The organism is Bacillus pretiosus (assembly GCF_051294775.1).
Taxonomy (GTDB): domain Bacteria; phylum Bacillota; class Bacilli; order Bacillales; family Bacillaceae_G; genus Bacillus_A; species Bacillus_A wiedmannii.
In genome coordinates, this window is record NZ_JBPPHF010000006.1 from 163,450 (window position 1) to 184,476 (window position 21,027).

A 21,027-nucleotide genomic window follows, 5' to 3' on the forward strand; every position below is an offset into this window, starting at 1 on the left:
TTATAGGTACTCTGATACCAAAGAATAACCTGCTCTTGCATTTTCCTTGTTTAATGTTTTATCAATTTTTTCCTTTCTTACTTCGTATTCAGACATATACATTGCATATACATCTTGCAGAAATGAGTCATACTGTTCTTGTACAAGACTTAATCCCCCGGCCATTTGATTTAGGAATGATTCCACACCAGGTGCCTTGCTTGGAGATTCTAAATGTTGCAATGAATCATACATGTTTAGGTACATCGTATTTCGAAGTTCCAATGCCATTAATAATTCATCATGCGCACGCTTTTTACGAGAAAGATTGTTAATGTTTTTTAACACGTCTCGATATTGTTTCTTATCTTCAATTTGTTGATTAAGTTGTAACTTCAATGATAGCTGAGTTAATTTGAGCAAATCGGTAAGTTGTTCTTTTGTAGAAGCCTGATTTTCTAATAAATTCATAACCCCTTCACCATCAATCTCGCTACCTATAGCTAATCCAAATTTAATAGATTCAGAACAATCTTGTGAACCTATAAGAAGACCATCTATAAGAGAACTCACCTCATTAAGTGTCTTTTCTTTACGAACCACAACGTCATAAGGGCGCTTTGTTTTTGTATATTCCTCACTCATCTTGAAGAATTCAGGTGAACCGTACTGTGTTCTTAGGGCATCATAATATTTACGCTCGTTGTTCCTATAGAGGTTTGTAACTTGATCAAACCATTGTTTTTGCTTCTTAACTGCTTTTTCAATTTGCTCAGTAAAACTGTTATTCTTTTCTGGTGTCTTAGGAATATTTCCATCAAGATAATTCTTTAAAACAGTTTCTTTAAATAGGAAATATCCTTCCTCTACTATCGAATGCAACTCTTTTAGATCTTCATAAAATTCTAACTCTAAGCTGCCCTCCACATCTTCTGCGTACGAATGAACAATATCTTGAATAAGTGAATTTGCAGGTGCTTCTGGATTTTCAAATGTTTTCTGATATGTTTCAAAGTCAATGAAACCTTCGTCCCCTATATCTTGTTCAAAAGATGGTTGTGACTCATATACCTTCTCAAGTTCTTCTATAGAAATTGGAACTTGTAAGCCTTTCATTTTCTTCTCAATATATTCAATAAGTTCATTAATAAGCTCTAGTGTACCTACAAATTTATCATATTGTTTAGCTGGCTTTTCTTCCGGAATAAACGAACCATCTTCATCAAATTCCTTTTGATCTTCCTCTATGATTTCTTCTGTTGGTAAATTAACAGTAAAAGGTTTATTTGGTTCATACTTTACGCGTGGTCTATATTCAATAATGGAGCGCTCTAATTCGGTATCCAGTTCAACTTTTTTTCCTAATACTTCATCCATATTGTTGTCCTCCTTCGTATAAAAAAAGCAACAGGCTCACTGCGGATACCTATCGCCTTTATTACCATACTCCGCGGGAAGTCATATTCATATCGGAACCATGAATACCTCAATCCCAAACTTCGCAAGCTCTTTTTTAAATTAGGTGGGTTTGCTTTATCTATTTGTTCTATATCATTAGAACTAACTGAACGTTCCTGCTGTTTACACGAATTGATAGATATTTTCCTTACCTTCGTTATTTTCATAGTGTTTGATATATTAATAAAAATTATAAATTTAGGGTATTTATTAATGAACACTAATAATCCGAACACTAATCCATTTAAAACATGTTCGTCTAAGTAAATGCGGACTTACCTACTTTATAATCTCCTTAGCTGAATTACCTGATGTAAACTTCTCTTTAGAAATTTTAACACGGCTAATAAATTGAAATTCCCCAAATAATATATCTATTTTCCAAAACTATAGTCTTGTATGACGAAAATCGTAAAGATAGTATTGAGTAACAACAACTTATGTAACTACTCAATTTTTATCCATTCAATAACTATAGCAACTGGACTATTATGAGTTAGTAATATAGTGTAGTTGTAACCAATGCTTGCTGCTCCGTCAATATATTTTTATTAAACACTTAAAATCCAGCAAGTACCTCATGTTCATAAGCAACCCTAGTAAGGTAGTATGTCCTCAGATTCTAAACGTTTTTTATTCCTTTTTACGTCTTTATGCATTTTCATTTAAGTCTATGTTTTGAGGAATATCCCTCTTCGGCATATTGGAGTAAATAGGATGATAGATGCTTCTTTGATAATGATGAAAATAGATTCAAAATTTTTATCACTCATGTAATCTACTTCTGCTATTTTCTTAAAAAACGCTACTATTTTATTATTTCCTCATGAACTGTTCATACTCTTACATGATGCGTGACTCTATCATCTCCCCTAGATATCATAATGCTCTGAATCAAGATACTTCAATTACCCGTATGAACTCATTTTTGTTGCCGTATTTCACATCCAATGGAATAGTCATTGCACCTTGTTATTTATATTAGGAACGCACTCTATATAGCCTCAGATCAGGGGGTTATTTCCTTTAAAAAATTAGAGTTTCCCTATGTTCACCACGTTACCAGCAGGAATGATTACCTGAAGGGGCGTTACAAAGTTGTTATATATCGTAAAGATGTTAGAAATTGTAGTAGCAACACTTACGCTTTTTTTCATTTTTTTATTCAATTTCTATCTATGCTAAACATTTGTACATGGACTAAATACAAGAATATCTTCAACTACTAAGTTATGAGTCTCTGGAACAAAGACATCATAAGTCTGTCTCTTACCATAAGGAATGATTTCTACTACTTCTTCCCATAATACATGAGAATTAATTAAATAATGTAACATTGCAAATTGTAAGTTCTCCGCATATTCACGAGCATTACTTAAAGAAATACCTTTTTCTGTACGATAACGACGATTACCCTTTCCTACCACTTCAGCTTTTGTCATTCCTTTAACAATTCGTTCCTTTTCAATGTATTTCCATACTTCTTTAGGGAGAGTTGGTTCAGAAGAATTCATTTTCATTGCTCTTTGTCGGACTTCTTCATAATTACGCTCTGGTGTAGCTAAATGTTCAAGGAATAATAAAATAGAGGAACAGTGATAAACCATAAGATGGTAATAAACAGAACCGTTCATATCTTTTTGAAGTAAATTCGTTTGGATACCAAAACGTAATAGTAAGTGTTTTAGGTCTAATGCAAATTGCCGACACTTAGTAGCATACCCGATTTCACTAATACGCCCGGCGTAAAACCAACCACCTGCAGAATACAGACTTCCTAAGAAGAACGCTAAGTGATCCCTATCCAACTCGTAAATAAATGAAGGGATTTTTTTTTCTTCTATCTCCCTATAAAACTCAAAACTTCTAAAGTCCATTAGATAGACTGTCGCCTTCTTATGATGCTCATGATACGTTGTAATACCAATTGCCTCACAAGATTTCTGCAACGACTCACCAACACCTTCATAACGTACTTGGAAGCTAATGCTATTCTTATTTAAACGTCCCGCAGCGAGCATATATGCAAGAATTCGAAGTTTATTCTTTTCTACTTGTTTTGTGCCATACACAGTTAAGAACTTAGGTGTAGCAATTCTTTCACCGATACGGAGTGCATCTACTTCTTTCCATCCATCGACTGTTAGTACTAGATGATTTCTTGTAAGGGTAACTCGTGCTCCATGTTTGGTTACAACAGCGAACGTATCTTGAACACCGTTATCTTCAATGGAAAAAGCTTTACTGTTCTTTAATTGGTAGAACTCATTCAATGTTAATAATGGTGTAGCGATACCATCTAGTTGGGACTGATAAAGCTCTCCTATCGACTTATATTCTCCCGTGTTAGGATTCATAATTCGTTGGTTTTCTTCTATACATTTGCCGACACGCTCACCATAACGTAAACCTTCGCGATGATGTGACTGTCGAATAATTTGCTCTTGATACCAACTTGGACTCTCCCCTAGGTGATGTTCTCTCCTTTGAACAGGATCATGAATAATTTGGAGCATTTCACGTTCAAGATTAATAATTCCACTCATATTTCCAATCCTCCTCTCTAATACCTTCTAGATGTGTAGCAACTTAGTAAGGGCTTAATATTTTAGCTTCTCCACCAAGTGCACTTCTTGCATTCATCTTACTTCCTTGGATAGCCTGTACAGCTGCTTGTCTCATTGTTTGAGCCCCTCGCGTATCTACAAAATTACCCCCAACTACGTTACTTGTTGCATACTGTGCATTCCACCATTGTTTCCTTTGGTGATTGAATTCTAATAAACCCCAGTAACGTTTTTTTACTAAGCTTCCCCAACCTACCGCCGCAGATAAAACAGGGTTAGAAGCTTTTAAAACCCCTTTAATAGATGCTTTAGCCAATGATGTACCTAAGCCGTCACCTCCATATAAGCTAACCGCAACATCTTTCCCAAAAGTGAATTTAGGTGCTGCTTCTCTTATTTTTTTTAACACCATCTATGTTACCCCCTTCTATTATTATGAAGATCAAATACAATACTTCCATCAACATTTTAATTTTTAGAAACTCTTTCTTGCCCTACACCGTCGTACATCATAATTTCTGGCGATCCAATATACTGATAGTCATTCATGGTCGCTCGTTTAAGAGGTTCCATTTGATATTCAAAGCTCATCTTAGCTTGATTAAAAGCAAGATATCCCCCTCCAACAACAGCAAAGTGTTTTGGGTTTATTCTTTTACCAGTGTAGAGGTTACCCAATGTCTTTTTCTTATCTTTTGTATCAATAAAAGTACTCTTAATAATATTATTTGGAGCACTTTTAACACCATTTACGGCCTTTTTTGTATTTAGAACACCTATTTTAGCAAAATTTTTGATTGAATTTAAAATAGCCATTATTTATCCTCCTATTTATTAGATTAAAAAATTCCTTTTGTTACTGGAGACATTTGTTTTTGAGGTAATGCTCATTTTTATTGGGTAGACACGTCACCTTATAGCGGTGTTTCTTGCTTTTGTATAAATTCTACATAATTTCTTAGTAGTAGGATCCATGTCTTTGGAATCCACCATTTGCGTATGTACACGCATTTAATCATTAATTTCAAGCAACCACTAAAGAACTACGTATAGCACCCGTTTGTACTAATCGCTACTTGTCATCACTTTACCTGTTGCTTGAAGAGTATCTATATCAGCCTGTTTTATAGCCCCTACCGAAGAAATATTTTCTAATTTTTCTTCTCTAAAAATTTTCAACTGGTGAATTTCTTGAATTATTTACTCTTGCTTCTAGATGGATAAATTTCAAGATTTTTTATACCAACTTTTAACTTCTAGGTAACCATTATATTCGATACTCAATTATTGGCATCCGCATATCCAATAGTAGACATACTTAAACAAGTTGTTTTAGTACGAATAATCTTCTCTACATCAATTACTTTTTTAAGAAGTTTATTAATATTTTTCAGGGTTCCTAACAAGTTATCTGCAATTGAAAACATACACTGCTCCACTCTAATTAAATTTAGCATTCCCCATCTTATGATGACCTGTTCTGGATTCAAAAAGATTAAATACGACTTCTCCTTGATTTATGTTCCCATATAAATTTCTATTCTTCTCTCTTTGCTTCTTCATTTTTTTCCTAAGTTGAAATTCTTGTTCTCCTTTAATTTCTTCTGTATCATCATATCCTTCAATTCGGCGTCCTACATCTAAAACAGTAGCAGGAGTAACAGCATAATGTCCCTTACCCATAGCAGTTCCAAGCTTCTTTCCCGAAAATTGCATTCTACTTCCCTTGTTAGCTTTCTTGGAAATTCCTTTTTCTTCATCAAAAATTTCACTTTTTACTAAACCTTGCACAGGTTGAGTTTGTATTAAGTGTTTCGCTCCATAGGCAAAACCACCAACTGCACCCATTGCAACCTTTAACCTGTTCTTTTGTAGAAAACTAGATGTATCGTAAGTTTCAATTTCACGCTCTTTAGTAGCCATAGTTAGTACCTACTTTCTGTGTATGATAAAAATGATTTGACTAAGCATTACTAACCAGCAAATGATCTAACGTCTGCTGTAATGGATTCTCCTCATCAAGGAAATTTGCCTACGACACAATTAACACTATTCTTAAAGTTTTTTGCCAAAGCTAAAATTAATACTTTCCGAAATTCATTTTGATTCCTCATGTAGGTGAGTTACTTAAATAAATGTTATTTCAAGGTTTTTAAGTATGGTTCATTTTGAAAAGGTTAAAACACTTAAGAGCATAGATTATCCATCACGCGCTTCTCGTTTAACTTAACACCTAAAAGGTACCTTCATGTTCAATGTAAGCTACAATATCAGCGATTCTTTTAAGCGCGTCTTTTGTAGCGTAATAGACACCTAGTTCATAGTCGTACTCATCTGGATTCATACAAGCTGATTGTCCAACTACTTCAAATCCATTGTTCATTTGAAGACAAACAACAGTAGTCTTTAGTCCCACCTTTGCTGACTCCTTACGTTTCACCCAATGATCAAGTAAGTTTTGTTCAAATCGTTCATACCTAAGCCCTTCCATGTCCACGCCCTCCTTTCATGACTTCAGGCATAACCTAACCAATTTGTCATATTTTCTCAATCAAATACTGTTAGCTTCATCACCAAATCTCCTATACCTAACTTGGTACACAGGCGAATCTTTTGTACTTTTTGAATTACAAAATGGTATACGGAATTTGCACTGAACAAGTTCACGACTATGAATCCACAACAAAGAATGCATCCTCAACAGATTGCATTCTTTTTATTTTCAACTTAATTATATAAAGCAGAAATCCCATTAGAGGATAACTCTCGGGTAGAACTTTTAAGGAAGATATTGAAACAATTAAACAGATGTTGACTAAGCTAACGTCTGGTGTGAAACAAAATTAAGATTTAAAGAATAACCACTCTCTTTTTTTAATACATAACTACCAATTCCCATGTCAGTATCACATTCCCAACCATATTACAAGTCTATAAATTTTCCAGTCAGAGGGTTAGGTTAAGTCGTCTATTAAATAGAAGGAGATTATCATGAACGAATTCATTACTGTCACTATGAAAAATAACAAATTGTCATACAAACACATAGAAAGATGATTACATGAAAAACTATCCAACGAGAGTATCCGTTATCAAAGTGGATGATAGTTCCTATTACATAGGACTACAATTCTATCACTCTGATACATGGATGACATTAAAATATATATCTCATCGCTACTCCTCCAATGAAAAGGCTACGGCATCTTATAGAAAACTTGAACGACTTGGTTACATGGATCCGGTCCTATATAAATATGAATTATATAGGTAACATTAAGATTGTCAGCATGAACCTGAATTGGATAAACGTATCCGTCGTCACTTCAAACAAATGACTCTTGGAGAATGAAAGAAACATATGTCAAAGTGAAAGTTTAATAGATATATTTGTTTGATATTTTTAATTCGAAAGGAAATACAATTAATTTTTTCCTAAACAACACAACGAATTAAAAGGCTGCAAAGCGCTTTTTCAGGAAAGCTTTGCAGCCTTTTCATATTTCAAATCCATAACACATCGTAGAACACGATATTTCCTTTATAAAGAAGTAATTCCGTTTATATTAGGATTCAAATATTTTTACACAGCTGTATCCATTCTTTCTAGAGTAGAAACTGTACATATGATAAAAAAAGAACAGCTTAATTTACGAGATCAGCCTATCAAAAACGACCAAGAGTGCAGCAATAAATTATTTAGACTTCTACCATAAGGTGAGATTCCGTTAGGAATATATACAATTTTTTCTTTTATTTTCACACTAAAACTATATCTCTTATGATATATGGTAATTTTGAGATAACATAAAACGGTTCATAAAAAATCTAGAAATAAATTTTAAAAATAAAAAAGGAGCCGGAGCCCCCTCTTTTCAACTAATTTTCATTAATTCACAAACATTTACTAGTCCATTACCAAACATATCATCGACACCTTTTTCTCCAAGGTCAACCGAATGCTCACGAATTAGTTGCATGATTTGATCAGGAGTTAACTTTTTGCCAATATCACGATAGTAAGCTAGAATAAGGGCGATTACCCCCGCTACCATTGGTGTAGCCATAGACGTACCAGATAGTTTTGCATAGCGATTGACAGGATATGTACTATAAATATCTACACCCGGAGCAGCTACATCTGTTTCACTGCCAAAGTTAGAGAAGGTGGCTCTATCAAGATTTCTATTAATCGCTCCCACTGCAATTACCTCATCATATGATGCTGGCCACCCAACATGAGTATTTTCATTACCAGTAGCAGCAACAATAATAATACCTGCCTCATGGGCACGTTTAATTGCATCATGTAGGACAGGACCAGGATCATTCGAAGAACCTAGACTCATAGAAATGATATCTACTTGTTCAGAAATAGCCCAATCAATTCCCTTTACAATTGCCTCAACTGAACCAGAACCATCGTCTGCTAATACCTTAGCAATGTAAAGTCCAGCTTTAGGAGCAACCCCAACGATACCAATTGAATTGTCACACCCAGCAATTATACCTGCACAGTGCGTGCCGTGCCCCTTCCTATCCATTATGTCAGTAAAATTATTTGTAGTAAAATTCATTCCTTTTTTGTAATTGGCAGCAAGATCCGGATGGGTAGCATCAATACCGGTATCTAATATAGCTACCCTAATCCCCTCTCCTTTTGTAATTGACCACATTTGAGGAGCTTGAATCAAATTAACACCCCAATCAATTACTTGTATAGGTGCCACTGATTGAATATCAATTACATCTGATTGGATTTTAAACTTCATTGAAATCCCCCTATAATTATAATAGTTACTAAAGATAACCATTTTTTTTAGAAGGTTCAATAGGAAAATATTTTATCTCCTAACTACTTCATTACAAGATAAAAGTATAAATAGGAGCACCTTGAAATTGATGGTCTTCTTGTCATTAACATTAAGAAAGTAACACCAAAAGTAAGAATAAAACATAAATAGTTAGCAACTTACAGGTCAACTACTTGGGTAAAAAGATTCAGTTAGCCTTTTTATAACTTGACCATTTAACTTTATTCAACGCTATTAATTGTTCACAAGTGAGGTAGTCATGAGGGAAAATATCCCCACCTTGGTTTGGAAAAAGATCAATACCTGCTTCTTTTAAAATCTCATCCACCAGTTCTGTACAAATAAATTTATTCCTTCTATCTAGTTTATCTATTAGTTTGCTATTTGGAAATTTCGACTTTAAATATAGAGAAATTAATCGGAGCCAATCATATTGAAAACCTTTTCTCTGATATGAAACCGCTGTAGAGATAATAATTTCTTGTTGTTCTTTCGTTAACGCATTCTTATTTCTTAACACCATGCATTCTAAATTACTAATAGAATATGTCTCCCTTACTATAGAGGATTTAGTATTCCAATCTATCTCTATGATATATCCTCCACCAATATACAAAGCTACATGTGTCCACTTGGAACCTGCCACCTTTTGAATCATCTTTGAGATAAGAGACTTTCCACTTACGGCAATAATATCGCCTACTATCATATTGCAAACCACCTTTCCAATTTTAGCAAAAAAATAGGGACCTCTAATTAGAGGCCCCCAAGAAAAGAGAGAAGTAAAAAGGAGTAAATAACATAACAAGCACATATGAAGATTAAAATTATATGATGAACGCTACATTATATATAAGCTATTGCTATATAACACTCAATCCTCTAAACCACGAGCTCTCGACTGGATAACGTCGACAATATTATCCCAGTAAGAAGGGTTCTCTTCCCTTTTCCATCAGCAACTAAACCTATGCAAATTAAAGTGATGATATTTTTCTTCATCATATATTCTTTTTATTTCCTTTTTAGGTCACCCATTAAACACCCATTTAAAAATTCAAAAACCTTCCAAGTAATGTGCATATGCACCACTGCGGTATAGAATTACTCTTTTTTTCTTAACAAAGATGCCATTTTTCTTTCTTGGAATCTTTTCAATCCCAATGCATGTATATAAAGATGGCCTGGAAATTCTTTTATCTTGTTATAGTTCCTCTACAGTACTTCTTTGCCTGCCTCACAAATCAGCTTTTGTTACATAAATGATTCCATTGTCTTGATATCAGAATTAACATTAAACAATAGATTCAACCAGATCCTACCTCATTTTTCTCTCCATAAGCCAATGGGAGAAGAAACAAAATTATGGCTGCGGTTATACGAAGAAGCACTCCATATTCATCTATCTCACCAATTTTGTAAAAATAAGCCGTACCTATAACTCCCCCCAATGCCCATCCATAAAAGAAATATCTTAATTTCCATAAAGGTTGCTTGCAGCAGTCAAGAATTTCTTTTATTTCTTTTTTTAATGACTCAATAAATTTCTTCATATTTCATTTCTTCCTCTCTCTCCATTTACCATTTGAGCATAGTACTTATCTCCTGCTCCAGAAACTCCCCTCAAATATGCCATTTTAGCTATGAATTCGAAGAAAAGTCTCTCTCCAAAACTACTTAAATTATTTTTAATAATATGAACCTCATAAACTGATTGTTTATTTTGGATGTCAGGTCGTAGCTAATAATCTGTTGATTGTTGGCCACGTAGCAAGACACTTCTTTGTAGCAAAACATTACAAATTTTACTTCATATAGAATCTTTACGGATTCCACTATCTTGAGGTAGATTCACTACATCTAACCCGCACCATTACGTGTAGCCACATTTCACTACACAAATTGAGACTATATCACGCTTTTAAAGAGAAAAATGCCTCCTATTCGAATTTAAGAAACGCTCACCTGCTCACTTGAACCCTACTCATTTTGCCGAATTTCAATATCATTAATAACTTATTTTTCATAATTAGAGTCATAGTTGTTTTTTATGTGAGGATTTTCAAATTTACAATTTCATCCATAACCATTAGAGCAAGGACAATCATTTGATTATTCATTTTAGTCTCACGTCTTGCTTCTCTCACAGGAGCGTTTGTAACATAACCTTTTTTAGAAGAAAGTCAAGATAAAAAAACAAGCCAAAACTCTTATCCGCTTGTTTTTTCATAAATATAGAATTATGCTGACTCAACGTCTTCTTGAACCTTTTCTCCTTGAGTCACTTCTTCTTGAATTTTTTCTTCTAACACAGTCTCATCCACTGGTTCTTTAACAACTGGTACTAAGTCAGCATTCGTTAAAATAGCTTTGTACATTTTCAATTCTTCTTCATCAATATGACGAAGTACGTAATCAAAGACATATGCATTTAGCTTTTTGCCTTCTAACTTATCAATAGCATTAACAAAGCTAACATAATTCCTTAAACGTTTATTGCTGTCATTCTTAGTAATGGACGGCAACAAATTCAGAGCTGGAAGATATAACGTTTTATTCTTTAAAAGAACTAAAAGTTTATCAGCAATCTCGTTGTCCTGGTTAGTTGCAAGAACAGCCGACTTTGCTTCATTTGTAGTTGCACTAATTAAATTTTTGAATAACTCAATCGCTTCATCAATCTTCTTCATATAATTCATTTTCAACACCACCTCTCTACAATAACTTATTACAACCTTTCCTTTATTAAAAAATCAATACTAAACATGAACTACAGTTAGGAATTGTCCAAACAAGAAATTGACAATATACATTACTAAAGGTTGTTGTATACGTGTAAGAGAGGTGATAAAAATTGAAAAGTCAAAGAAAAGAATATGAATTTTCAGAAAAATGGGTAGAATGCTTAAACTGTTCCCAAGAGTACGTAATTGAGTATGTAATTGATGAGCGAGATACAAAAGGGTGCCCCGTTTGTGGTTCTTATGCTCATGAAGATCCCGCAAGTGAATATAGCAATTGGAGCGCTTAAAAAATGATCGAATACATTGAAAACAATAATTCAGATAAACCACAAGTTAATATATATATTGGAGAAGACGAATGGGCGAACTATTCTTTTCAAAACAAAGTTCGATTATTGTATCGACTCAAAAACTCCGACAATTTACTAGCTAAAAAATTGGTAAAATCTATTTCTTTATTAATAGAAGAAGAACAAAAGATGAGCGAGATTGATTACGAAGCAACAGTAAAACAATGTGAAGATACGATTGAATAGTTTGAATAAAAAATACGTACCAATATTACTTAATTTTTGAAGTAATTAGACACTTCTTACCTTCACGTATATAAATAAACCAACAACAAACATCACAGATTTTAAATCCGGGTATAGAAATTATCTATGTTTTCTACAAAGAAAACATAGATATCCCGAAATAACTATTCCCATTTAAGACAACCTATTCCTAACAGACGAATTTAAACTGATTGGAAAGTTCATCAATTGAATCACACAATTATTGCTTGATTCAAATTATTAATTTTAAAATCAACAATAACAAAACAGATACTTCCTCTAAATTTCCCCTCAAACATAGTCTACGAGTAACTACTATTATCCTTTTTATGAACTATTCTAATCCAAGCTTGATTAATTTTTTTATTTTTACATTGCACAGATAAACATTTGTCTTTATATAGAGACGAGAATAAAGCAAAACGCCTTAAGGGCGTACTAAAAGGAGTTCGTACCGAAAAAAAGCAGGTGAAGTTTCATGTGCAAACCTTGCCCCATGATGAACTACTGCGACGGATTACAAATTTAGCTCCAGATAAGGAGGTAGTCGCTGCATGACTCCGGATGAAATTGGCATTATCGAAAAGATTTTTGTTAGCATTACTGAGGGTGATAAACCTTTTATGGTTCTCTTTGCGATTATCATGCTATTTGTTATCTTTATGTCCATAAAGGTTATGGGATATGTCCGTAGTGTTAGTGATAGTCACAAGGAACAAATCACCTCTATGAATGAAAACATGAAAGAACAGCGTGAAGACCATTATAAAATGATAGCGGCAGATCGGCTTCGCTCTGACAATCGTGAAAGAGAATTATTCGTAAACTTAGAGAAGAACACCCAACAGCTTGAAGGTATTGCTACAACATTAAAAGAGGTACAATTCAATTTCACTAGCTTAGAAAACAAAGTCACTCAAAACTTTGATTATCTAGAGAAAGAAATTGAAAGTGTTAAGATTAAAGTTAGTAAAAAAGAAAACTACGAGTAATCGTGGTTTTTTATTATGCCTAAATTATAAAATGCTTTAATACCAAATGGTTTGTGTTCATTTTTCACCCCTTCTGGTATTACATTTTTTTAAGGTAATTAGAATAATAATTCGGGCAACCAATTATATTCATATGAAATTAAATATCTTCTTTTCCAAAATTACCTTGAATATGATCGTGTCCGCAAATTCAACGGCCTGCATTTATACAAAGAATTTTAATACTATATTAAGGATTTAGCTCAAATCCTATAAACAGGTTATATACTATTGTAAGATACGAAAGAAATACATCATCACCAGCATCATTAATCGATATGTAGATTGGAATCATTTAATAGGTTCTTAAAAAATCCCCAAATACCTCGTATCTTGAGAAGATATCATCTGGCATCTACTGTATACACCTGAAATAATTAATATCATTAGATTAACCATAATATGTTTTTAATTGACGTGTTTTCTTTTTATATGATACTCATATAGTACCACGTCAAATACACGTCTATATGTTATTTATGCTATGTTGGAACATAAACTTCTTCATCGAATTCAAAAATTTTAGTAACTGCACCAAAATGAGTTTGTTATCCATTACGGTTACATTTTATTTCGAAACCTCAAAGTCACTTCAATACACAAAGTTAATGTGCTTTAAACAAGCAAGTGTTATCAACTGAAAAGTATAAGTCAAATTCCTTTTCTAATTGTTCTTATCCCCACAATTTAATTTCCTTTTGATTAAACCTAGTATTTCTAGGCTGTCATTTCCCTAAATTTATTAACTCCGACGACCGCATCAATAACTATTTAATTAATACTTTTTATCTATTTAAGTAAAATTAATAAAAATGTTAGCGTTAAACACCAACAGCTGATAATCTTGTACCAACTCTATATGAAATCTGTATTTTTTCCACATCTTTCTTACTCTCCATAGCTAATTTATTTCTTATGAGCTCTTCTTGATCAAGTAATCTATTCAATTCAGAACGTTGCTTGTCAGTAAGTTTATCCAAATTCTCATTTATCCATATAGATTGCTTATTAGATAATGGGTGGAATAGACTTTTAAAAACGTGGCAACCACTACACCCCTCTTTACTTGACCAAGGATATGTGCCAAATTTTAAAAATTCTCCTCTAGTTGCAATTTCGTTATAGTTCGTTTTATTTTTTATTTTATATTTTTCAATAAGCTCATTGGCAAGTTCGCTATGCTTACCGTAATCACATTCATAGAAAATACCATCCGGTGCTAAATATCCCGATAACCCATATCTCATTTCTCTCATTTTCCTATTCCCTCTTGTTCTGTTAGTTTATGATTTTTCTACCCTTCACGAACTGATGTTCTTATTATATAAAAAATAATAAGAAATTAAAACAAAATTTTGATATTTTTTACCAAATAAATAAAAATTTAAATTTCTTTTCTCTCTTTAATTTTAAGATGTTCTAAAAAAGGGAAAAACTCTATGAATACAAATTTTCTTAATCCTTTTGAAGCATAGTCTTCTTTACTGTGTCCACTATTTTAATTTCACAATGAGTAAAATATTTAAACCTACTACCTAAACATTTCATTACAACACACTCTGTTGGACTTGATTATAAAACTCTGTGCTTTCTTCTAGTAAATTAACTTGTTCGCCTAACTTTTCAATTTAATAATTAAGAGGAACAAGCTCTTTTTGATTTTAAAACGTTACATTCTAACTTAGAGTTATACCAGAAATTCGCAAACCTTATATTTTCCTCAAAATAAAAGAGAGACGTAAATACGTCTCTTCCTTTCAAGTATAGTTCATTTATAGTGAGGTACATATCAAGAAAGATAAGTCTTATACTCCTATAATAGGACTCAATAATTAAATTTTGAGACTTTCAAAAAGAGTTATGTAATAATTAACCCCCTTCTCTTAGGTACCTCTACTCTCCAAAAAATTCTCTGCTGGTGCAAATCTTGCCTCCAACAGTATGTCATTGATAACAAATCCAATATTGAATTCATCGTTTTCAAAATCTAAATAAATGGGTTTAGCTTTTAATTCTTTTTTAATATAGAGTTCATCCATATCTTCAATATTATCCTCTGTAAGTAAGTGTCTTCGATCTTTATTAGGTTCTAACACTGCTATGCCTATAGATGGAAAATATAAAAGAACATTAATTGAACCCACTTTAACATTTTCTTCGAACATTAAATGATAAAAAGAATTCTTAATGATCTCTATCGCTTCTTGCTTATTCATGACTAATTCCTCCCTCAAGCACTCCATCTTCCTTTATACCACATTTGCTAAAAAGCTAAAAGGTACCTTTTCTTATAATTGCTAAATTGAGCTAACTCACCTTTAAATATTTTAGATAATACTTTACACCCTCATTTCTAATGGTTCAAATTCTTAAAATAAGTTAGTCCAGGAAGGAATTATTGTGCTTAAATTTATTAAAGTTTGAGGTGAAAAGTTATAGAAATGACAAATAACGACGATATAACCGTTTTGAATTAAGATTTAAAAATTCTCTTCTTAAAAACTCTCTAAAAAGAAAATACAGAAGAATTGAGTGAATTGAAACTCTTTTTGAGAATATAAAATTTCTAAACCCTTTATAAGGACTAAACCATTAATTTAAACATTAATACATTAAAAAACTAACAAAAGCTTTGGACACAATACTTTATCTTATAAAAAAATATAGGACTGAGATAGAACCTATCTACACGATTAGTTAGTGTAAAATCTTTTATAGTACCGGTAAAGTAAAGAAATAAGACACTTCCTATAAATCATTTTCATCTATAAATTAAGAGATACAATGATTTCAGAGATGCTGTCTATGTTAGGTATTTATAGACTTACATAAGGGAGGTGTGGTTGCTTGAAGATTTACCGTGGTAATATAGGGGTAGATTTATCTCTTGAAGAATTCTCCAGACTTATAGTAGATGAAGAGAAAATTGATGACTTGCTCAACCTCATATATACATTGGAGATGGATGAAATAATGAACTATAATAGAGATGACATTCAAGCTCTTGAAGAAAGCCTATTCCAAGAAATTGCAGTGTACCAACGCAAACAAAATTCAAATGACTCAACTGCAAAAATGGAGTATATCTTAGCCCACTTAAAAAAATACGAGCGTTAAAGCTCCACAAGATGAATACATTCAATCTCTATTGTTTGAATGTACAGCAAGTTTGAAGTAGATTGGGGTAGAAATAGTCCAGCCCCTAGTTATAATCCCAAAAAATTATTTTTCAAATTACTCCAACAAATACTTTGCCACCTAAGATTAATGTATCTATATAATTATTATTTCTCACCATCAAAATAAAAAGACTCAGGATAAATTTCCTGAGTCTTCTCTTCTAATGGCCTTTGGAAAACTTAATATAAAAGATGTTACTCCATCTGCTGTGCCATGAACAGTTATTCTACCTTTATACAGATCCATTACTTCTTTAGCTATGGTCAACCCTAAACCAGATCCTTGTTTTGAATTCCCCAAATTTTTCCCACGATAATAACGATCGAAGAGAAAAGGAATCTCTTTTTGATCAATAACAACCCCCTTATTGGTGATAGAAATATATACCATATTATCAGTTCTTTTAGAAATAGTATCTATTTTAACTATATTTGAATTCATTGAATACTTAACAGCATTATCAAGAATTGGATTCATCATTAAGAAAAAATGGTTCCTGTCTATAAATATCTCAACTTCTTCAGAATCATAGTCTGTCTCAAAAATAAAACTCGGATAGGTTGCTTGCTTAAATCTTAACAAGAAATTTACTAAATATTTCACGTCATAGTAATTGGCACTATCAATATTTGGGATTTGTTTCAAACGGGCTAGTTCCAGCGTAGTTGATATAATGGCCGTTCCCCTAATTATATTATCTTCAATAGCATTTAGTTTTTCAGCAACTAGTTTTTCATCACTTTTTCCATATATTTTAATAACATCAACAGATTGTTTGATTGCCGTAAGATATGTCTTTATCTCATGCGATACATCTTGCATGGAATTAAGATTGTTTTGTACAAGCTCATGCATCCTGTCTAATACTGCATTAAAACGATGAACAATTTTTGATATTTCTTCTCCATACAAAGGATCTTCAATCCTTGTTTGATAATTATTATCTACTACATTTTCAAAACTTGAATCGATTGCACTTTGTAATGGTTTAAAAATAAATTTTAAACATACTAATACTGACACAACTGAAAAGAAGAAAAACCAAATGAACATATATAGGAAGTTTTCCATGCTATTAACCATTTGCATCTTCAAATTAGGTGTTATATCTTTTTTTATGATTATCGTGTCATAATGACCTTTATGTTTAAAAGAATGTAAAATCTCACCATATGCTTTATTTTTTTCATCAATATAAAAACTATAACTATCTTTATCAGCAGTAGCATCTAGTGATCTCATATGTGCTTTAATAGAATCAAAAAAGGTTGGGACGAATAAGGTCAGTATTTGAGCTTCAAACATACCAAATTTATCATTCTGTTCATACTCAGCTGCATAATGATAATCTTGTGCTCCTTGTTCACCCATGCGAATTTTCATTGATTCACCTGAATAGCTAATCTGCTTAAAGAACTCAGAATCAAGTTCCTGGGATGCACCTATTCCTGATGAAACTATTTTGTCCTGTATTTTCTCTACCCTGGAAAACATAGATTCAAATTCTCTTTGAGTTGTTAGTTGTAGCTCATTATAAATAGAAAATAAATTGACTGGTATTGCTGAAACAAGAACAAGTATAAGGGTTAATAAAACTACTTGCACACGTAGTTTATCACGTTTCACAAAATTATTGAGAAATTTCCTAATCTTATTTCCCATTAGGTATCACCTCTCGATTCCTGATGCAAGGGTATGATTAATGTAAAAATGTTTTTGCCATCTTCATAACTCTTTACATGAATTTTCCCCTTATATAAATGCATCACTTTTTTGGATATTGTTAAACCCATTCCGAACCCTTTCATTGAATTTTCAATATTCTTCCCTCTGTAATATCTATTAAATAACTGTGGGATTTCCTCTTTTTCGATTTTAATACCCCAATTAATAATATCAATATATACATAGTTTGAATATTTACCTTCTCGAATATGAATGACTATCTCATTACTATGCAATGAATACCTAACTGCATTTTCAATGATAGGATTTAAGGCTAATACAAAATGTTCTTTATTAAAATGAATAATTGGCGAGCTTACATCATATTTACCAATAAAATCAAAATCAGGAAAAACCTTTTTTATATATTGTAGGTAATTCTCAATCATTTCTTTTACATCCCGAGATTTTGTAGCATCCATATAAATTCCCTGGTCTAATTTTGCAAGATCGAGAAATGTAGACATAACTTTTGTAATTTGTTCAATATTATCATCTATTGACTTTAATTTTTGTTCTACAATTAGTTTATTATTTGTTCCGTAAAATCGTAGCACATCAATAGATTGTTTAATTGAGGTTAACTTATTGTTTACCTCATGTGAAGCATCCTGCATGGACTCTATATTAACTTCAATATTATTTTGCATTTGCTCGAGAATATCATTAATTTGATGCTGGACATTGCTTATTTCTTTTCCATAACTATCCTTTATGTCTATTCTAGCCTTGTAATCCTTTTCTTTTAACTCCACAAATGATTTATCAAGAGCTTTCCCAAAGAAGCGAAATACTAGGCCAAGCCCAAAATAGATAAATATGCCTATAGCAATAATGAAATACAATAAGTAAATAAAAAATTCTTTTTGATATTTCTCTATTAGCTTTATAACAATTGGTGTTACGTTTCTTTTTACTATAATTGTTTCATTAGTATCTCCATGTTTAAAAGTATGCTTATAAGTCATATAATAAAGGCCGTTTGTTTCATCGTTACGAATTGATATGTTACCTAATTTATTTATTTCTTTTTGATGTCTTTTAACTAAAGTTTCTATTAAAAAGGCTGCAAAGTATTTATCTACACTACTTATTGCTTCTTCGTTTTGTTTAATGTAGAAAGTGTATTCAGTGTTTTTTGCTGCAGATGAAACTTTTATTTCTTCACCTTTTAATAGAATTCCATCAAAAAATTCCTGATGTATCTTATCAACCCCGCCAATTCTCCAAGCTTCATTTTCAATCTGAATCGCCCTGTACTTGATATGACTAAACGCTTCTTCCCCATTTTTTAAAACAACAGAAACAAAAAATAGTAGCTGAATGGGTATTGTAATTAAGGTAACAGCAATGACTGCCACCGCCATTATCTTCATATGTAATTTATTATTTTTTATCCTTCTAGCAACTAGAGACTTCAAGAACATAACCCTTACCTCGAACTGTTTTGATTATATCAACATCAAGTGAATTTCTTAACCTACGGATATTTACTTCCAGAGTATTTGTTTCTTGAAGTTCTGAAGGATCATATCCCCAAATATTTTTATATAATTCTTCTTTAGAAATAATTTGTCCCTTATGAATGATGAAGTAATGTAATAATTCGAAAAGTTGTTTAGTTAAATGAACATGCTTACCCTCAACAATTACTTTGTGCGTTAATAAATTAATCTCAATATTACCGCATCGAGTAATTCCTCCGTTAGAAATATCGTTACTACAACTTCTTCTTAAAACTGTTCGGATTCTCGCAAGCAACACCGTTAAGTCATATGGTTTTGTTATATAGTCTTCTGCTCCCATATCTAAGCCTTGCATAATATCTAGCGGTTCGCTTCTTGATGTCAGGAGTAAATATGGAATTTTCTTTTTTTGATTCACTAACCTTGCAACTTCAAGGCCATTTGAAATACGAGTATTTAACTCTCCCACTGTTTTCTTTAACATGACATCTAATATCATTAAGTCATAATCATTAGATACAGCAGCATTGACTGCTTCATCACCAGTAGTAAACCAATCAATATGATAATTTTCGCTTCTTAAAATCATTTCAAGTGTGCTACCGATTTCAACTTCATCTTCAAGTAATAATAATCTGTACAATTTTCTCCCTCCCACAGGTCTTTTAAGTGCGAAATGTTTGAAAACAACGAAAAAAATCCCCTGTTAGAAGGCGAAATTAAGCAGTGAATTCGTTTATCTTTCCATAATTTTTTTGTACATAATGCAATTAATGTCTGTAAAAGGTACTACTTACGAGTAACGTCCAATCTTGTAAGTATCGTCCAAATTCCTCATATTATTTTTTAACCTTTATACGTGAAACACTTTTTATAAATACATGTACATTAACTTTTCTGCTTAAATCCTCTTTTAAAACTTAGAGTAATTCTACATTGTGCTTCATTTTCTCACTTTTGTCGTGTTCCTAAAATTCTGCCCTACCTATTCAAGATTGAAAGCATACTTATAAATGTTTACACACTTCAATCATCTTTCACGACATATTTGCCACGAATGAATTTAATCCTACATTTAAGTACGTCATCGTATAGAAAAAATCTAATTAATTCAGTATTTCTGCCAATATAATCGATAGCTTTTTCTTATTTACATACCAATCTGAAATAGAAGCAATACTTTCATAATCCATTCTTAGTCAAACACCTAGCATACTCGGCATTTCAACTACCTGTTTTAAATGTTGGTTTAGGTCAAGTTCCATTTTATCTTTCAATTCTTCTGATGTATAGACTTTTATTTCATTTAGTCGAAAAACGTTTTCCTTCCTATTTATATTACATACTATACTCAACTGCCTACACTTTCACTTCGTTTAGAAGAGAAAATTCCTAAATAAAGATTTCTCTGGAATTCTAATTTATTAGACCATCTTCACAGTCCATGCGGTTAGAAACCTTATCGCTTCATTCTTTAATTTGAGACTTTGTCCAAATAATTTTCCA

The 21,027-nt window shown here is 32.3% G+C and carries 20 protein-coding genes and 1 pseudogene; 5 read left to right on the forward strand and 16 right to left on the reverse strand.

What is annotated here, in order from left to right; translation table 11 throughout:
* The 7 genes from ACSG5Z_RS25065 to ACSG5Z_RS25095 all read right to left on the reverse strand — a co-directional run bounded on the left by ACSG5Z_RS25065 (position 1) and on the right by ACSG5Z_RS25095 (position 6,495).
* Entirely contained in the window at positions 1-1,356 is a 1,356-nt protein-coding gene (locus ACSG5Z_RS25065; protein WP_435712442.1) for a hypothetical protein, read from the reverse strand.
* 1,262 nt (positions 1,357-2,618) lie between these two features.
* A complete protein-coding gene (locus ACSG5Z_RS25070) occupies positions 2,619-3,983 on the reverse strand; it encodes an LAGLIDADG family homing endonuclease (protein ID WP_435712443.1) in 1,365 nt (454 codons plus the stop codon).
* A gap of 43 nt (positions 3,984-4,026) precedes the next feature.
* A complete protein-coding gene (locus tag ACSG5Z_RS25075; RefSeq protein WP_435712444.1) occupies positions 4,027-4,416 on the reverse strand; it encodes a hypothetical protein in 390 nt (129 codons plus the stop codon).
* Between the two features lie 56 nt (positions 4,417-4,472).
* Positions 4,473-4,820, reverse strand: a complete 348-nt coding sequence (locus ACSG5Z_RS25080) for a hypothetical protein (protein ID WP_435712445.1) — start codon at positions 4,818-4,820, stop codon at positions 4,473-4,475.
* 464 nt (positions 4,821-5,284) lie between these two features.
* Positions 5,285-5,431 (reverse strand): hypothetical protein, encoded by a 147-nt coding sequence (locus ACSG5Z_RS25085; RefSeq protein ID WP_435712446.1) that lies wholly within the window; start codon positions 5,429-5,431, stop codon positions 5,285-5,287.
* A gap of 13 nt (positions 5,432-5,444) precedes the next feature.
* Positions 5,445-5,927: a hypothetical protein gene (locus tag ACSG5Z_RS25090; RefSeq protein WP_097881392.1), complete on the reverse strand. Its 483-nt coding sequence runs from the start codon at positions 5,925-5,927 to the stop codon at positions 5,445-5,447.
* Positions 5,928-6,237: 310 nt separating this feature from the next.
* Positions 6,238-6,495 carry a Gp49 family protein gene (locus ACSG5Z_RS25095; protein ID WP_000398755.1) on the reverse strand — a complete coding sequence of 86 codons (258 nt, stop codon included), beginning with the start codon at positions 6,493-6,495 and terminating at the stop codon, positions 6,238-6,240.
* A 795-nt stretch (positions 6,496-7,290) separates the two neighbouring features.
* Here ACSG5Z_RS25095 and ACSG5Z_RS25100 point away from each other — a divergent pair.
* A pseudogene (locus ACSG5Z_RS25100) lies at positions 7,291-7,720 on the forward strand (DDE-type integrase/transposase/recombinase); the annotation flags it as partial.
* A gap of 159 nt (positions 7,721-7,879) precedes the next feature.
* Here ACSG5Z_RS25100 and ACSG5Z_RS25105 read toward each other — a convergent pair.
* The 4 genes from ACSG5Z_RS25105 to ACSG5Z_RS25120 all read right to left on the reverse strand — a co-directional run bounded on the left by ACSG5Z_RS25105 (position 7,880) and on the right by ACSG5Z_RS25120 (position 11,517).
* On the reverse strand, positions 7,880-8,776 hold the full coding sequence (locus ACSG5Z_RS25105; protein ID WP_327962914.1) for a S8 family peptidase: 897 nt from the start codon (positions 8,774-8,776) through the stop codon (positions 7,880-7,882).
* 229 nt (positions 8,777-9,005) lie between these two features.
* On the reverse strand, positions 9,006-9,527 hold the full coding sequence (locus tag ACSG5Z_RS25110; protein WP_435712447.1) for a hypothetical protein: 522 nt from the start codon (positions 9,525-9,527) through the stop codon (positions 9,006-9,008).
* A gap of 598 nt (positions 9,528-10,125) precedes the next feature.
* Positions 10,126-10,371: a hypothetical protein gene (locus tag ACSG5Z_RS25115; RefSeq protein ID WP_098000095.1), complete on the reverse strand. Its 246-nt coding sequence runs from the start codon at positions 10,369-10,371 to the stop codon at positions 10,126-10,128.
* 687 nt (positions 10,372-11,058) lie between these two features.
* Complete coding sequence (locus ACSG5Z_RS25120; protein WP_435712485.1) at positions 11,059-11,517, reverse strand: hypothetical protein; 459 nt, start codon at positions 11,515-11,517, stop codon at positions 11,059-11,061.
* A 155-nt stretch (positions 11,518-11,672) separates the two neighbouring features.
* On the opposite strand from ACSG5Z_RS25120, the gene ACSG5Z_RS25125 reads away from it, so the two are divergent.
* The 3 genes from ACSG5Z_RS25125 to ACSG5Z_RS25135 all read left to right on the forward strand — a co-directional run bounded on the left by ACSG5Z_RS25125 (position 11,673) and on the right by ACSG5Z_RS25135 (position 13,111).
* Entirely contained in the window at positions 11,673-11,849 is a 177-nt protein-coding gene (locus ACSG5Z_RS25125) for a hypothetical protein (protein ID WP_000842045.1), read from the forward strand.
* Between the two features lie 3 nt (positions 11,850-11,852).
* Positions 11,853-12,098: a hypothetical protein gene (locus tag ACSG5Z_RS25130; RefSeq protein ID WP_221839881.1), complete on the forward strand. Its 246-nt coding sequence runs from the start codon at positions 11,853-11,855 to the stop codon at positions 12,096-12,098.
* A gap of 575 nt (positions 12,099-12,673) precedes the next feature.
* Positions 12,674-13,111, forward strand: a complete 438-nt coding sequence (locus ACSG5Z_RS25135; RefSeq protein WP_435712448.1) for a hypothetical protein — start codon at positions 12,674-12,676, stop codon at positions 13,109-13,111.
* Positions 13,112-13,971: 860 nt separating this feature from the next.
* Here the strand turns inward: ACSG5Z_RS25135 and ACSG5Z_RS25140 are convergent.
* Positions 13,972-14,406 (reverse strand): hypothetical protein, encoded by a 435-nt coding sequence (locus ACSG5Z_RS25140; RefSeq protein ID WP_001208833.1) that lies wholly within the window; start codon positions 14,404-14,406, stop codon positions 13,972-13,974.
* Positions 14,407-15,033: 627 nt separating this feature from the next.
* Entirely contained in the window at positions 15,034-15,366 is a 333-nt protein-coding gene (locus tag ACSG5Z_RS25145) for a hypothetical protein (protein WP_001041141.1), read from the reverse strand.
* A gap of 631 nt (positions 15,367-15,997) precedes the next feature.
* Between ACSG5Z_RS25145 and ACSG5Z_RS25150 the strand changes: the two genes are divergently transcribed.
* A complete protein-coding gene (locus ACSG5Z_RS25150; RefSeq protein WP_435712449.1) occupies positions 15,998-16,267 on the forward strand; it encodes a hypothetical protein in 270 nt (89 codons plus the stop codon).
* A 195-nt stretch (positions 16,268-16,462) separates the two neighbouring features.
* Here the strand turns inward: ACSG5Z_RS25150 and ACSG5Z_RS25155 are convergent, their stop codons facing one another.
* Genes ACSG5Z_RS25155 through ACSG5Z_RS25165 form a run of 3 tightly spaced genes read right to left on the reverse strand, consistent with a single transcriptional unit; the run spans position 16,463 to position 20,164 of the window.
* Positions 16,463-17,992, reverse strand: coding sequence for a sensor histidine kinase (locus ACSG5Z_RS25155; RefSeq protein ID WP_435712450.1), 1,530 nt, complete (start codon positions 17,990-17,992; stop codon positions 16,463-16,465).
* A complete protein-coding gene (locus ACSG5Z_RS25160; protein WP_435712451.1) occupies positions 17,992-19,482 on the reverse strand; it encodes a sensor histidine kinase in 1,491 nt (496 codons plus the stop codon). The genes ACSG5Z_RS25155 and ACSG5Z_RS25160 overlap by 1 nt, the downstream gene beginning before the upstream one ends.
* On the reverse strand, positions 19,457-20,164 hold the full coding sequence (locus ACSG5Z_RS25165) for a response regulator transcription factor (RefSeq protein ID WP_012259945.1): 708 nt from the start codon (positions 20,162-20,164) through the stop codon (positions 19,457-19,459). Before ACSG5Z_RS25165 ends, ACSG5Z_RS25160 begins: the two co-directional genes overlap by 26 nt.
* Positions 20,165-21,027 lie beyond the last annotated feature (863 nt).

Excerpts from the sequence above, each read along its gene's own strand:
- ACSG5Z_RS25095 (WP_000398755.1), bottom strand. The coding sequence starts at position 6,495 with ATGGAAGGGCTTAGGTATGAACGATTTGAACAAAACTTACTTGATCAT.
- ACSG5Z_RS25145 (WP_001041141.1), bottom strand. The coding sequence starts at position 15,366 with ATGAATAAGCAAGAAGCGATAGAGATCATTAAGAATTCTTTTTATCAT.
- ACSG5Z_RS25160 (WP_435712451.1), bottom strand. The coding sequence starts at position 19,482 with ATGTTCTTGAAGTCTCTAGTTGCTAGAAGGATAAAAAATAATAAATTA.
- ACSG5Z_RS25065 (WP_435712442.1), bottom strand. The coding sequence starts at position 1,356 with ATGGATGAAGTATTAGGAAAAAAAGTTGAACTGGATACCGAATTAGAG.
- ACSG5Z_RS25070 (WP_435712443.1), bottom strand. The coding sequence starts at position 3,983 with ATGAGTGGAATTATTAATCTTGAACGTGAAATGCTCCAAATTATTCAT.
- ACSG5Z_RS25135 (WP_435712448.1), top strand. The coding sequence starts at position 12,674 with ATGACTCCGGATGAAATTGGCATTATCGAAAAGATTTTTGTTAGCATT.
- ACSG5Z_RS25140 (WP_001208833.1), bottom strand. The coding sequence starts at position 14,406 with ATGAGAGAAATGAGATATGGGTTATCGGGATATTTAGCACCGGATGGT.
- ACSG5Z_RS25090 (WP_097881392.1), bottom strand. The coding sequence starts at position 5,927 with ATGGCTACTAAAGAGCGTGAAATTGAAACTTACGATACATCTAGTTTT.
- ACSG5Z_RS25085 (WP_435712446.1), bottom strand. The coding sequence starts at position 5,431 with ATGTTTTCAATTGCAGATAACTTGTTAGGAACCCTGAAAAATATTAAT.
- ACSG5Z_RS25080 (WP_435712445.1), bottom strand. The coding sequence starts at position 4,820 with ATGGCTATTTTAAATTCAATCAAAAATTTTGCTAAAATAGGTGTTCTA.
- ACSG5Z_RS25110 (WP_435712447.1), bottom strand. The coding sequence starts at position 9,527 with ATGATAGTAGGCGATATTATTGCCGTAAGTGGAAAGTCTCTTATCTCA.
- ACSG5Z_RS25155 (WP_435712450.1), bottom strand. The coding sequence starts at position 17,992 with ATGGGAAATAAGATTAGGAAATTTCTCAATAATTTTGTGAAACGTGAT.
- ACSG5Z_RS25120 (WP_435712485.1), bottom strand. The coding sequence starts at position 11,517 with ATGAATTATATGAAGAAGATTGATGAAGCGATTGAGTTATTCAAAAAT.
- ACSG5Z_RS25130 (WP_221839881.1), top strand. The coding sequence starts at position 11,853 with ATGATCGAATACATTGAAAACAATAATTCAGATAAACCACAAGTTAAT.
- ACSG5Z_RS25115 (WP_098000095.1), bottom strand. The coding sequence starts at position 10,371 with ATGAAGAAATTTATTGAGTCATTAAAAAAAGAAATAAAAGAAATTCTT.
- ACSG5Z_RS25105 (WP_327962914.1), bottom strand. The coding sequence starts at position 8,776 with ATGAAGTTTAAAATCCAATCAGATGTAATTGATATTCAATCAGTGGCA.
- ACSG5Z_RS25075 (WP_435712444.1), bottom strand. The coding sequence starts at position 4,416 with ATGGTGTTAAAAAAAATAAGAGAAGCAGCACCTAAATTCACTTTTGGG.